This is a genomic window from Lapidilactobacillus gannanensis (genome assembly GCF_003946675.1).
Classification (GTDB): Bacteria; Bacillota; Bacilli; order Lactobacillales; family Lactobacillaceae; genus Lapidilactobacillus; species Lapidilactobacillus gannanensis.
The window spans coordinates 85,686-99,625 of record NZ_RHOT01000004.1 but is presented as its reverse complement, the minus strand read 5'-3'; the positions used below and the strand labels follow the sequence as shown (position 1 = coordinate 99,625).

Annotated in this window: 9 protein-coding genes and 1 pseudogene; 7 read left to right on the top strand and 3 right to left on the bottom strand. The window is 40.8% G+C overall.

What is annotated here, in order from left to right; translation table 11 throughout:
* Positions 1-177 precede the first annotated feature (177 nt).
* Positions 178-1,674, bottom strand: coding sequence for a glycerol kinase GlpK (gene glpK, locus EKM81_RS02220; RefSeq protein WP_125647772.1), 1,497 nt, complete (start codon positions 1,672-1,674; stop codon positions 178-180).
* 1,186 nt (positions 1,675-2,860) lie between these two features.
* Here glpK and EKM81_RS02215 point away from each other — a divergent pair.
* The gene (locus EKM81_RS02215; protein ID WP_125647769.1) at positions 2,861-3,505 is read left to right on the top strand and encodes a histidine phosphatase family protein; all 645 of its coding nucleotides are present in this window, start codon (positions 2,861-2,863) and stop codon (positions 3,503-3,505) included.
* 91 nt (positions 3,506-3,596) lie between these two features.
* Positions 3,597-4,721, top strand: a complete 1,125-nt coding sequence (locus EKM81_RS02210) for a hypothetical protein (RefSeq protein ID WP_125647766.1) — start codon at positions 3,597-3,599, stop codon at positions 4,719-4,721.
* Between the two features lie 38 nt (positions 4,722-4,759).
* On the opposite strand, the pseudogene EKM81_RS02205 reads toward EKM81_RS02210, so the two are convergent.
* Positions 4,760-4,999 (bottom strand): annotated as a pseudogene (locus tag EKM81_RS02205) (helix-turn-helix domain-containing protein); the annotation flags it as partial.
* Between the two features lie 374 nt (positions 5,000-5,373).
* On the opposite strand from EKM81_RS02205, the gene EKM81_RS02200 reads away from it, so the two are divergent.
* The 4 genes from EKM81_RS02200 (at position 5,374) to rbsK (ending at position 11,217) form a co-directional block, all read left to right on the top strand.
* Positions 5,374-6,102, top strand: a complete 729-nt coding sequence (locus EKM81_RS02200; RefSeq protein ID WP_125647763.1) for a GntR family transcriptional regulator — start codon at positions 5,374-5,376, stop codon at positions 6,100-6,102.
* Positions 6,103-6,308: 206 nt separating this feature from the next.
* Positions 6,309-8,684, top strand: coding sequence for a phosphoketolase family protein (locus EKM81_RS02195; RefSeq protein ID WP_125647760.1), 2,376 nt, complete (start codon positions 6,309-6,311; stop codon positions 8,682-8,684).
* A 941-nt stretch (positions 8,685-9,625) separates the two neighbouring features.
* Positions 9,626-10,279: a ribulose-phosphate 3-epimerase gene (gene rpe, locus EKM81_RS02190; protein WP_125647758.1), complete on the top strand. Its 654-nt coding sequence runs from the start codon at positions 9,626-9,628 to the stop codon at positions 10,277-10,279.
* An 8-nt stretch (positions 10,280-10,287) separates the two neighbouring features.
* The gene (gene rbsK / locus EKM81_RS02185; protein WP_125647755.1) at positions 10,288-11,217 is read left to right on the top strand and encodes a ribokinase; all 930 of its coding nucleotides are present in this window, start codon (positions 10,288-10,290) and stop codon (positions 11,215-11,217) included.
* Between the two features lie 92 nt (positions 11,218-11,309).
* On the opposite strand, the gene EKM81_RS02180 is transcribed toward rbsK, so the two are convergent.
* Positions 11,310-12,299, bottom strand: a complete 990-nt coding sequence (locus tag EKM81_RS02180) for a LacI family DNA-binding transcriptional regulator (protein WP_164509173.1) — start codon at positions 12,297-12,299, stop codon at positions 11,310-11,312.
* Between the two features lie 324 nt (positions 12,300-12,623).
* On the opposite strand from EKM81_RS02180, the gene galE reads away from it, so the two are divergent.
* Positions 12,624-13,619 carry a UDP-glucose 4-epimerase GalE gene (galE, locus tag EKM81_RS02175; protein WP_125647749.1) on the top strand — a complete coding sequence of 332 codons (996 nt, stop codon included), beginning with the start codon at positions 12,624-12,626 and terminating at the stop codon, positions 13,617-13,619.
* The last annotated feature ends 321 nt before the right edge of the window (positions 13,620-13,940 follow it).

The following is a 13,940-nucleotide window of genomic DNA, read 5'->3' as shown; positions in this document are numbered from 1 at the left end:
TGCGTGTCTAAATATTAATGGTATAGAAAAAGAAGCTTCAAGACAAGATGTCTATCCACTTCAAATATTGTAGCGCCTTTTTTTTGCGATGTTGATTTTGTTGGTGTCAATTAACTTTGAGTTGCTAACGGTGGAAATTATTTATTAGCGACAAGAAAAAGTTAGCTAAGAATCAGATCAGTTCCTAAACATCCGCGTTGCCGCGACGGCATTTTGCCAGCTGTGATAAAGTTTTTCACGTTCGTTGTTTTTCATCAGCGGTTCAAAGGTTTGGCCGATTTTGAAAATATGCTGGATTTCTTCAAGATTTTGCCAGTAACCTACTGCGAGGCCAGCCAAGAAGGCGGCACCCATCGCGGTGGTCTCCAAATTCTCAGCTCGTTCAATCGGAATATTTAACAAATCAGCTTGAAATTGCATTAAGTAACTATTTTTAGCAGCGCCACCATCAACACGTAGGGCAGGAATGCTTAAGCCAGTGTCGCGATTCATAGTGTCAACGACATCGCGGGTTTGATAAGCTAGCGACTGTAAAGTGGCTTTAATAAAGTCCTCGCGGGTGGTACCGCGGGTTAGGCCGAAAACAGCCCCACGCGCATCACTATCCCAATAAGGTGCGCCTAAGCCCGTGAAGGCGGGGACGACATAAACTTCATTTTTACTTTGGGATAGCCAAGCAGCTTGTTCAGATTCCGGTGCTGAGTTTAACATTTTCATGCTATCACGGAGCCATTGTAGTGCTGAACCAGCCACAAAAACTGAGCCTTCAAGGGCGTAATTAATTTGACCGTCTAGGGCGTAACCAATCGTGGTCAATAGCTTGTTGTGAGAAATTGTCGGTTTAGTGCCGGTGTTCATGACAATGAAAGAACCAGTGCCATAAGTGTTTTTAACCATGCCTTTATGTAGCGCCAGCTGGCCAACAAGTGCTGCCTGCTGATCACCAGCTAAACCAGCGATTGCCACGGAATTGCCATAAAAATGGCGCGGTAAAGTATGACCGTAAACTTGCGAGTTACTGACAACCTCGGGTAGCATTTTCCGAGGGATATTCAGTAAATCTAGAATTTCTTGATCCCAAGTTAAGTCATGAATGTTAAATAACATGGTGCGACTGGCATTGGTATAATCCGTAACGTGAACTCGTCCGCCAGTTAATTTCCAAGTCAACCAACTATCGATCGTACCAAAAAGCAATTCGCCTTTTTCCGCACGCTCTTGGGCGCCAGGTACTTTGTCGAGCAGCCAGCGTACTTTAGTTGCCGAAAAATAAGCGTCAATTAGCAGGCCAGTCTTTTGATGGATTTTTTCTTCCCAACCGTCAGCTCGTAATTTTGCGGCAAGCTGATTAGTTTGCCGCGACTGCCAAACAATTGCATTGTAAATTGGCTGGCCAGTCGTTTTATCCCAAATGACAGTAGTCTCACGCTGATTTGTAATGCCGATTCCTTGGATTTGATCAGACTGAATCCCAGAATCAATAAATACCGTGGCGATTGTGGAAAGCACGGCTGTCCAAATTTCATTAGCGTTGTGTTCCACCCAGCCAGGTTGTGGGAAATACTGAGGAAACTCTTTTTGAGCATCAGCAACTTTACGCCCTTGATGATCAAAAATAATTGCCCGCGTACTTGTAGTCCCTTCGTCAATCGCCATCATATATGACTTGCGCATCAACAAGTCCTCCGTTTCAAATGAGTTGTGAAAATTAGTGTTTTTTTAGAAAAAGCTTAATCAAGTTGAGGATAGCTATTATCACTTCGAACACGATTTAGTCAGCAATTGGACAGCGCCAATCACTAGATAGATACCTGCCAACTATTTTACTCCATTCTGATATCGCTGCCAAAAAGAATTCAGTTTTATTTGTGGAAAATTGGGTTTAAGTCGCTCCCTAGTTTAGAGAATGCAGGGGCTCAGCAATTTGGTTTTGAAACATAGATAGTGCCAAGACTTCCCCAATTAGGAGTTGGTGGTGGCTGGGCGATTTTATGGGCGTGGAACATGGTGGGCGTTGATTTGAGCTTATTGTAAGTGCTAAAGCACCAAACGTGTTCGAAGCAGCAAACGGCTATGACTAACTGAAATAATCACTCGATCTGGTTGCACCAGCTCAAGCAATTATTTGCAGTTACTCTACGCCGAAAAAACGCTGCTACTCACACTCTAACAATAATTTCACCATTGACGCCAATCGCCCAGCCACCACCGGTAGAAACTAACAGAATTAAGTACTACTATATAGAAAATCAGATTAAGGTGAACTAATAGCTTGACTGACAAGCTAAATAGAGTTGAAAAATCAGCTTGCGGCAAAGTTGAACATCCTGAATCAGACTATTTTAGTATTACTGTTCAAGATTTAGTCGCAGTCTAATAGCGTCGTTGAGCGACTCCACAATGTTTGTCTTAAACACTAACAAACGTGAAGTGAACTAAAATTAACTCCAGACGGAATGGAGGGCGTGGTTGTCAGCCAATAGTTTGTATTTGCGCCCGAGCCTGCGAGTAGCAGCCAAATTTGTCTTGCTGCTTTAGCAGTTAGACAAGGGCTCGTGTTGGAGACAATTTGGTTTTCAATTGGCTTCAACCGATGCCGGCCGCGTTCCACAACCAAAACGCCCGCAATGCAGTCAGACGCAAGTCTGTTTCAAAACTTCACCATGGTTTTAGTGGTTTTGAACTTGTAATTGACTCAAATCAATGCCGGTTGCGTTTCACAATCAGCAAGCCCGCAATAGCGTCATCCGCAATTCTGTTTTAACACATGAACTAGGTTTTAGTGGTTGGAAGTCGCAATTATCACGGTATGCTAGAATAAAAGTAGGTTTATACGAATGAAAATGTAAGGAGTTCGAACATGACAAAACTTTTTATCGTCCGCCATGGCGAAACTGAAAATAATCGCCTGAATTTAATGAATGGTGGTAATGTGGACAGTCCTTTAACAGACAAGGGTGTTGCAGGGGCTAAAAATTTAGGGCAATTTTTGAAAAACCAATCTTTTGATCATGCCTATGTTTCGCCGCAACAACGTGCCCAAACGACGCTAGATTTGATTTTACAGCAGCACGCGCAACCAGTGGCAACCACGATTCTGGAAGATTTGCGTGAATTTAATATGGGTCGCTGGGATGGCTTGCCCATTGCTACTTTGCCACAAGGGCAATTATTAGATAACTATTTGCATCATCCGGAGCAGTATGATGCCCAGTTAACTGGTGGTGAAAGTTATCAACATCTAGTAGATCGTGGTCAGCGGGCTTTTGATCAAATTGTGCAGGCCTACCCACAAGGCCGTGTTCTCGTAGTTGCCCATGGCGTTATTTTGCGGGCAACATTGAATTATTTACAGGGTACCCCCCTAAGTAAAATTCGTGACGGTGTTTCCTTGGTGAATTGTAGCGTTTCGGAATTTACAGCAAGTTTGAATGACCAAAAAATAGATTATCGATGTGATCACTGGAATCAATTACCGCCAGCAGTTAGTCAATCTGCTAAGTAATCAACTAACCATTAGTTTTATTTAATTACTCGTGGCAGTTCAGAAGACGTGCAAAATTGGATGTTGCTGTTAAAATGAGCATGGTGAGATTATGAAATCAACTAAAAATCGTTTTTTACGTCTAGCCATTATTTTTGAGGTAATTGGCTCGCTGATGCTACTGAGCAGTTGTACTGCCACGAATAAAAAGAAAATGGCTACTAGTTCCCCACAGGAAGTTCTTAATGATGGGACGAATGTGTCGCCTAGTATCTATCGAACTGATGAATTTTATCAGAAATTAACAACTGCGTATCCAGCACTTAAGACGCTGATTGATCGTGATGCACAGCCAGCTTGTTTCGCAATCCCAGGGTTAGACCAAACGCGGACATTGACGATGGGGCGGCCACCACGACTAGCAACCAGTACGCAAATGGATCCTCAAGGCCTAGCCATTACTGATAAGTACCTGGTTATTTCGGCGTATAGTCGTGATCATCGTCACCATTCGGTACTTTATGTATTGAGTAAGAAAACGGGCTTGCATGTTAAAAATATTGTTTTACCAGGGGATCCACATGTTGGTGGACTGGCCTATGATCCCCTTAATCGACGATTATGGATCGCCACCCGAAAAAAACATTTAGCAGCCTTAGCGGCGTTAGACGAGTCCACACTGGATCAAGATAATTTTGCAGTTAGCCGGCGGTCGGTGGTTTACGATGCGCGGGTTTCATTACCCATGCTCAACGACGCCTCTTACTTGGCTTATCACGATCATCAGTTGACTGTTGGCTATTTTGATAAAAACGCCGCTGGAATTTTGGTAGACTTGCCAATTACTGATAATGGTCAGGTCACTGCGCCAACTGAGATTGCCACCAATGGTGCGCAGCATTTCTTCACGGAGAAGGATATTCAGGGGATTAGTTATTATAAAGATTATCTGATTTTCTCCCAATCGTATGGTCAGAAAGATTCGAAACTATTGGTATTCAAAAATCCTCATAATAGTCGGGACTTGAATTTAGACAGTGACGAGGTTGTTGCCAGCGTAGATTTACCGCCATATCTTGAACAAATCAAATCAGTTGGCCCAGATGTGTATTTACTATTTGAATCAGCTAGCTTACGTTACCGTGATACTTTTAGCGGCTTTCACGCTGACCATGTTTTTAAAATCAAATTTGCGGCGCTACTTAAACAGGATGCCAGTAGCTCATCAAGAAATTAGTAGCAGTGAGAAACTGCCAAGAATCCGTAGAGAACAACTTCAATCAATCGCTTTAGGTTAGTCGTTAAGATGGTTTTACGACCACGATGACTAAGTTTAACTTCATGGTCAGTTTGAGCCTTAACTGCGTGATACTCACCAGCTAAGCGATGAACCTCATTAAAGATAGTGGTTTTACTAAAGCCTAAATAATCGGCAATATATTGAAGTGAGTGCTTTTCATGATGAAGTGTTTCGATGACAACGCGGTCTTCAAATGATAAAATAGTGGTGCCCATAAAGGTCCTTCTTTCTAGTGGAATGTTGTGGTGACACCATTAAAGACCTTTATGGGTTTTTCTGCCCACTAATATGTTCAACTTAAATTTTACAATCTACCATAAAAATTAACCAGCATTAATTAAAAGCTCAGTATGGTGATATTATTTCGCCATACTGAGCTTTTATAGAAATATCAGTACTTGCATTATTGTAATTGAAAAAGATAAGTGATTGGCTAAGTATAGCGTTAGCTTTGAGTTAAATAAAATAACCGATTTTTAATGTAGTTCAACATTCTTTTTTGCAAAATCAGTTCATATTAAGTAAGATTAGCCTTAGATAGATTCAACTTAACCAATTCGACAAATCCGAAAAGATAGGGACGTTACAAATGGCTGATTTAGTTTATCGCCAACTTTTGAGTACCTTAAAGAAACAAATCGTTGCTGGCGATTATCCCAATTTAAAATTACCGGACGAGCGCTCGCTGAGTGAACAATATCAGGTGAGCCGCAGTACGGTGAAACGTGCGTTAAGTATTTTAGCAGATCAAGGCATTGTTTTTAAAAAACGTGGGTCAGGGACTTTTATTAACCCACTTTATTTGAAGAATGACTCCGTATTTCATTATAATAATGGCTCTAATTTGGGTGTCACTGATAGCTTTCAAATGAATGGTCGTAAACCGGGGATTTCTTTATTAAATTTCGAAGTAGTTCGACCGCAAGCTGAGTTGAAACGAGATTTATTCCTGAAAAATGATGATTTCGTTTATGAAATTAAGCGGCTACGGTTATTTGATGACGAGCCTTTTATGATTGAAAGTGGCTATATCCCAATAAAAATTATGCCTGAACTGTCACGACAAATTGTTTCTGGTTCTATTTTTAATTATTTACAGAAGGAAAAAAATCAGGCCGTGACAAAGTCCTATTTAACAATTTCGGCAGAGCCTTCAACTAAGGAAGATCAGCAACAGCTGAAGTTGCAACCCAATGAGCCCGTTGGGGTAATGGCTGGTGTGTTTTTCTTAGATGACGGCACCCCTTTTGAGTATTCACGTATGCGGCTCCACTACAAATATATGAAATACAATACTTTTGTCACGATTGATGATTAATTTGTTGGTAAAAGTAAGCGATTGTCGTTAAGGCAGTTTGCTTGCTTTTACCTTTTTTATTTAGGTAGAATGTTGGTGTAGTTGCTTAGAAAAGGGTTACATTAATTGGAACGTATCAATTTGTAAAATGGTTGACTTTTTCAATATTTTTAGTATGATAAAGATGTTGAATGAAGTTAAGTTAAATTGTCAGTAGGAGGCAAATTATGGATTCAGTAAAGACAAACGTCGATTACTCATCACCAGCATATTTAAAACTCGTTGATGAATACTGGCGTGCAGCTAACTATATTTCAGTTGGTCAATTGTATTTAAAGGCTAATCCTTTATTACAACGGCCACTTGAAGCAAGTGATGTTAAAGTTCACCCAATTGGTCATTGGGGAACAATCGCTGGCCAAAACTTTATCTATGCACATTTAAACCGGGCTATTCTGAAATATGGTTTAAATATGTTCTATATTGAAGGACCAGGTCATGGTGGCCAAGTCATGGTTTCTAACTCATACTTGGATGGCTCGTACACTGAAATTTATCCAAATATCACTGAAGACACTGAAGGTATGGGCAAATTGTTCAAGCAATTCTCATTCCCAGGTGGTGTTGCATCTCATGCTGCTCCTGAAACTCCAGGCTCAATCCACGAAGGTGGCGAGCTAGGTTATTCAATTTCTCATGGTGTTGGTGCAATTTTTGACAACCCAGAAGTGATTGCGGCAACCGTTGTTGGTGATGGCGAAGCTGAAACTGGTCCATTAGCTACTTCTTGGCAATCAACTAGTTTCATTAATCCAATTAAAGATGGTGCAATTTTACCAATCTTGAACTTGAATGGTTTCAAGATTTCTAACCCAACAATTCTTTCACGTAAAACTGACGAAGAATTGACGAAGTACTTTGAAGGTATGGGTTGGGAACCAGTCTTTGTTGAAGGCAATGATCCTGAAAAGATGCATCCTGAAATGGCTAAAGCCATGGATACAGTTATTGAAAAAATTAAAGCAATTCAAAAACATGCTCGTGAGAACAACGATTCAACTCGCCCTGTCTGGCCAATGATTGTGTTCCGTGCACCTAAAGGTTGGACTGGCCCTAAAGAATGGGATGGCAAGCCAATTGAAAATTCATTCCGAGCTCATCAAATTCCAATTCCGGTTGACCAAGGCGATATGCAACATGCTGACAAATTAGTTGCTTGGTTGAAATCTTATGGCCCTGAAGAATTATTCGATCAAAATGGGACTTTAAAACCAGAAATCAAAGCCACAGTACCTGAAGGAATTCAGCGAATGGCAGCTAACCCAATTACCAATGGTGGCCTAGATCCTCGGCCATTGAAATTACCAGATTGGCGCGAATATACTTTGGACAATTCACAACATGGTGAAATTGAAGCCCAAGATATGACTGTCTTTGGTAAATGGGCACGTGATGTCATTGTCAAAAATCCAGATAACTTCCGCATCTTTGGCCCTGATGAAACAATGTCAAACCGTTTAGCACCTATCTTCGAAGCTAGCAAACGGCAATGGGAAGAAGGCATCAAGGAACCTAATGATGAATTCTTAGCACCTGAAGGTCGTATTATTGATTCACAGCTTTCAGAACATCAAGCTGAAGGCTGGTTAGAAGGCTATGTCTTAACTGGTCGTCATGGCTTCTTCTCAAGCTACGAAGCTTTCTTGCGGGTAGTTGATTCAATGTTGACCCAACACTTCAAGTGGTTGCGTAAGGCTAGTGAATTACCTTGGCGTAAACATTATCCATCATTGAATATTGTGGATACTTCTACTTCTTTCCAACAAGACCACAATGGCTACACTCACCAAGATCCTGGTATTTTAGGTCACTTAGCTGACAAGAAACCAGAATTCATCCGTGAATATTTACCAGCAGATGCTAATAGTTTATTGGCAGTTGCTAATAAAGCTTTTGCTAGCGAAGAAAAGATCAACTTGATCGTTGCTTCGAAACATCCACGGCCACAATGGTACTCAGCTGATGAAGCAGCTGTCTTAGTTGAAAAAGGCTTAAAGATTATTGATTGGGCAAGTACTGATCATGATAGTGAACCAGATATTGTCATCGCCGCTGCTGGGACAGAACCAAACTGGGAAAGTTTAGCTGCAATCTCTATTTTGCATAAACAATATCCTGATTTGAAGATTCGTTTCATCAACGTTGTCGACTTATTGAAATTACAATCACCAAGAGTTAATCCTCGTGGCTTAACTGATGAAGAATTTGATATGTACTTTACTAAGGACAAACCAGTTCTCTTCGCATTCCACGGCTTTGAAGGCTTGATTCGTGATATCTTCTTTGATCGTCACAACCGTAATGTCTTAATTCATGGCTATCGTGAAAATGGTGATATTACCACACCATTTGATATGCGGGTTGTTAACGAATTAGATCGTTACCACTTATCTAAGGATGCTGCCGTAGCTGTTTATGGTACAAAAGCAGCTCAGTTTGCTCAAAAGATGGATGATAAGATTTCTTATCATAATTCTTATATTCGTCAAACTGGTACCGATATGCCAGAAGTAACGAACTGGAAATGGGAAGATTTGAAATAACTTAAGATAAGTTGATTAAGGACACAACTGTAGTAATGCAGTTGTGTTCTTTTTCGGTTTTTTTACTTAGTTATAGGCGCAATCAGCGTGTTAAATCTAAGTTATTATTAGGCAGAATAGATAATAACTCCGTTGCGGCCGGCGGGTTGTGGAACGGCGTGGGCATTGATTTAAGCTTTTTCTACGAAAAATCTTAAATACAAGCCTTATTCTAAACGGTAAACCGTTAAGAATAATTTCACTGCTTCTCGCAAAATCGCTCGTACGCAAAGAAACCCCCTTCCCTGACGCCAATCGCCCAGCCACCACCAGATGAAACTAACAGAATTGAGCACCACTGTAAGAAAATCAGATTGCAGTGAACTACAAAGCCTGTGTGACAATCTTTCGAGATAAAATCGAAAGACATCACACAGGCTATTTTGGTCTTGCTATTCAATTATTATTGCTGAGTGAATTAAATTGATCAATCCTACTAACACTGCCTTAACCACTTACAACAGTGAAGATCACTAACTTAACTCCAGACGGAATGGAGGGACCGGGTTGTCAGCCAATGGTTTTTGTTTGCGCCCGAGCTTGCGAGTAGCAGCCAAATTTGTCTTACTGCTTTAGCAGTTAGACAAAGGGTTGTATTTGAGATTGTTGCGTAGCAATAAGCTCAAATCAATCCCGGCCGCGTTCCACAACCCGCAGCCTGCAATGGAGTCAAAACTAATTCTGTTTCAAAAGGTTTCACGATCCTTAAACTAAGTCTGTAAGTGATTCAAAGATTTCATGACCACAGTTCAGAGAATAACTAGAGGTGAAACTGGACTGAAACATACTTTTTGAATAACTTGCAAATCATTAGTGAATTCAGTCGTGTTTTGCGTAGCTGACAGTTATAATGAAGAGAGTGAATGTGGTTATGAAATGCTATCTTGAAGGGAGTTTTGGTAATGCCAGTAGTTGCACCCTCGTTATTAAGTGCAGATTTATTTCAATTAGGGAATCAGATCGAACAAATTGCAGCGACCACCGCTGAATATTTACACGTTGATATCATGGATGGTCATTATGTACCAAACATTAATTTCGGTGATAAAATCGTTGGTGAATTGCGGCAACATACTGAATTAACGTTGGACTGTCACATTATGGTTGATCAGCCTGAACAAGTGATTCATGATGTTGCGGTTGCTGGTGGCGATATTTTAACTTTTCATCCGGAGACCAGTGATCATCCTTATCGGCAAATTCAAGAAATTCATCGTCTGGGGAAAAAGGCTGGAATTGCCTTTGATCCAGGGACTGCAATTAGTACTTATGCTGATTTGTTGCCAATTGTTGATCAAGTGTTAGTGATGACGGTTAGTCCTGGCTTTGGTGGCCAAAAATTCTTACCTGAGATGTTAAATAAAATTGCGCAAGTCAAGCGGATTCAACAAGCCAACCAATATCAGTTTGATATTGAGGTCGACGGCGGGATTAATGATCAGACTGGGCAACAGTGTGTTAATGCTGGCGCTAATGTACTTGTGGCAGGATCATATGTTTTTAAAAATGGGATTACACCAGCAATTATGGCTTTAAGTCAACTTCAACAGGAATAGGTGAAATTATGCAACGTGTCTTAGTGGTTGGCAGTATTAATGTTGACCGAATTTTACAAATTCCTCAGTTACCATTACCCGGGGAAACGATTAAAATGACCGGCTTAACTTCGGCAGCTGGTGGCAAAGGTGCTAATCAGGCCGTTGCTGCAGCCCGTTCGGGGGCACAAACGACCTTTATTGGTAACGTCGGGGCAGATGCTGATGGTAAAATGATGCGCCAAACGTTACAAGATAATCAAATTGAGATTGGCGCTGTTGGTGTTACCAGCTCAACTGTGACTGGGCAAGCTTATGTACTTTTGCAAGCATCAGGTCAAAATTCCATTATTATTAATAGTGGTGCCAATGATCTGCTTACGGCAGCGACGGTGACAGCTCAAGCAGCCATAATTGAAAAACAGCATTTCATTGTGGCTGAATTAGAAACGCCGGTAGCTGCGACGATAGCCGCATTTCGAATTGCTCATCAGGCACGAATACCGACTATTTTAAATCCGGCGCCAGCACGCGCTAATTTACCTGCTAAGCTGTTAGCCTCAACGGATTTGATTGTGCCTAATGAGACCGAAAGCGCTAGTTTAACCGGAATTCAAATTACAGATCAAGCTTCAATGCAGGCTTCGGCGACATTTTTCCATCAGTTGGGTATTCCGGCAGTGGTGATTACGCTTGGTGCTGCTGGCTGTTATTATTCGTACGCGGATCAGCAAGGGATTATTCCTGGATTGACTGTGCCTGTTGTTGATACAACTGCCGCAGGGGACACGTTTATTGGGGCGCTAGCGGCAAAATTGACGCCTGATTTCAGCAATTTGGTGGCTGCTTTACAATATGCTACTCAGGCCTCAGCGTTAACGGTCCAACAAATGGGCGCGTTACCTTCAATTCCCCAGCAAGCTGCTATCTTGGCGGCGCTTGCCGATAATCAAAAATAAATTATCTAAAAAGCGCTCGTTACTGACCAATTGAATCAGGTCGGCAACGAGCTTTTTAATTTGAATTATGAGAAATTTACTAAATATTTTGATTAACGGCTACTGTCACGTAAAATCAAGTCAGTCCCAATGTTTAAGTTGATTGGGGTTTCGCGTTGGTTTTCTAAGCGATCAAGTAGTAGCTCAACACTTTTTTGACCCATTAATTTGGTATCGACTTTGACGGAGCTGATTGGCGGGCTAAAATACTTGGCAATGGTTGTGTCGTTAAAGCCAATAATTGAAACTCGTTCTGGAACTGGAATATTGGCTTCCCGGAGTGCACGAATTGCGCCAATTGCTAGGGCGTCATTAGCCGCAAAGAAAGCATGGGGCAATTGATCACCTAAATCAATAATTGCCTGGGCCATCATCTTTTGCCCAGAGTCAACACTAAAAGCACCTTGTAAAATAAACTCCGGATGCAATAATTTGTGGTCACGCATGATGTTACGGAAGGTTGTTAGCCGCTGATCAGTTATTTTTAATTTATGATCACTGGTAAGCTCCTGCCCAGCAATCATTCCAATATCTTCAATGTCCATATCCATAAAATATTTAATAATCTTTTTTACTGGGTAATGAAAGTTAGTTGTTACACTGTCAAAACCAAAGGTTAACGTATTAAAATCAACAAAGACTGTATTTAGGTTAGTATCTTTAATACTTTGAATTTGCTGTGGACTGAATTTACCAATAGCAATCATTCCAGCGAAATTATCAGAATTAGGTAGAGGTTGATTAGGAGAAATCTGTTGCACAGAAAAACCGGCTGCTTGAATTTTTTCTTCAGCGCCTAAACGAATTGATAAATAATAAATATCGTTAAGTTCTTCCTGCTCATTGTACCAAGTAAGTAAGGCAATTTTTTGGGCAGTTTTTTCTGCTCGGATTTTTTTGCGATAGTTTAAGGCTTCAGCAGCTGCGAAAACCCGTTGTTTGGTATCATCTGTGACAGATAAGTCTTGATCATAATTTAAAACACGGGAAACTGTTGCCGGAGAAACTTGGGCTCGAGCGGCAATATCTTTAATTGTTGCCATCAATAACATCCTAACTAGTTTAGTAATTACTTAAGCTTAATTATAGAATTATTTAGTAAACTTTTCAAACAAACCGACAGATTTTGATTCATCAAGTTGCACAATTATTAGCGCTGGTTTTGGGCAATTGTTTAAGATGGTAAAGTCATGATAAAATCAACTTTTTACAAAGATTTTGAGTTTTTTGGCTAAGGGTTAATTTTTATAGTAAACTTAGAATGGTCAGCAAATTTGTAAGGAGTACTTGCAAGTTGAACTAAAAAATGGTATAAAATATTTAGTAAATATTTTATACCATTTACTAAATTATGAGGTGATGTCAAAATGGCAATTTTAGTCACAGGTGGCGCTGGTTATATTGGTTCACATACAACCAACCGCTTATTGGATCAAGGACAAAAAGTAGTAGTTGTTGACAACTTAGTAACTGGTCATCGGGCAGCAATCGATCCCCGAGCGAAATTCTATCAAGGTGATTTACGCGATCGGGAATTTTTAAGTCAAGTTTTTGAAAAAGAAGAAATTACCGGCGTGGTTCATTTTGCCGCCAATTCTTTAGTTGGCGAATCGATGGAGAAGCCATTGAAGTATTTCGACAATAATGATTATGGTTTTATCGTGTTATTAGAAACGATGATTGCTCATAATGTTAAGAAAATTGTCTTCTCTTCAACAGCCGCAACTTTCGGCGAAGCTAAAGAAATGCCAATTACCGAAACAACACCACAAGTACCAACCAACCCTTATGGTGAAAGTAAATTGGTCATGGAAAAATTCGCACACTGGGCTGATGTCGCTGACGGCTTACGTTGGGTTGCTTTGCGCTACTTCAACGTGGCTGGTGCTAAGGCTGACGGTTCAATTGGCGAAGATCACCATCCAGAAACTCACTTGATCCCGATTGTGTTACAAGTTGCTAGTGGTAAACGCGAAAAATTACAAATTTTCGGTGGCGATTATCCGACTAAAGATGGGACCAACGTTCGTGACTACGTTCATGTGATGGACTTGGCTGACGCTCATATTCTTGCATTGAATTATCTAAATGATGGCAATGATTCTAACGCCTTCAATTTAGGTTCAGCGACTGGCTTCTCAAACTTAGAAATTGTTGAAGCAGCGCGTAAAGTAACCGGTGCCCCAATTCCATACGAAATTGCTGGCCGTCGTGCTGGCGATCCAAGTACGCTAATTGCCTCATCACAAAAGGCGCGTGAAGTACTACATTGGCAGCCTAAATATGATGATATTGAAAAAATCATTGCGACTGCATGGACATGGACTGAAAAACATCCGGCAGGTTACGACGATCAAAAATAGAGTGTGAGGAGTGCCGGTCTTTTGGCGTAGGCTAATTTCAAATAATTAATTGAGCGGTACAACCGATCGAGCAATTATTTAAATTAGGCATAGCCATTTACCAGCCCGAACACATTTAAAAATAGAGTGTGAGGGTTGGTGGTTTTATGGCGTAGCGTAACTTCAAATAATGATTTGAGCTGGTGTTAACCAGATCGAAGCATTATTTAAATTAGGCATAGCCATTTACCAGCCCGAACACGTTTTAGCAAATCAAAAAACTACGGGGTACGTCAGATAATTATCAGCGAGTCCCTAGCTACTAACTCAGCGGTCGGATTT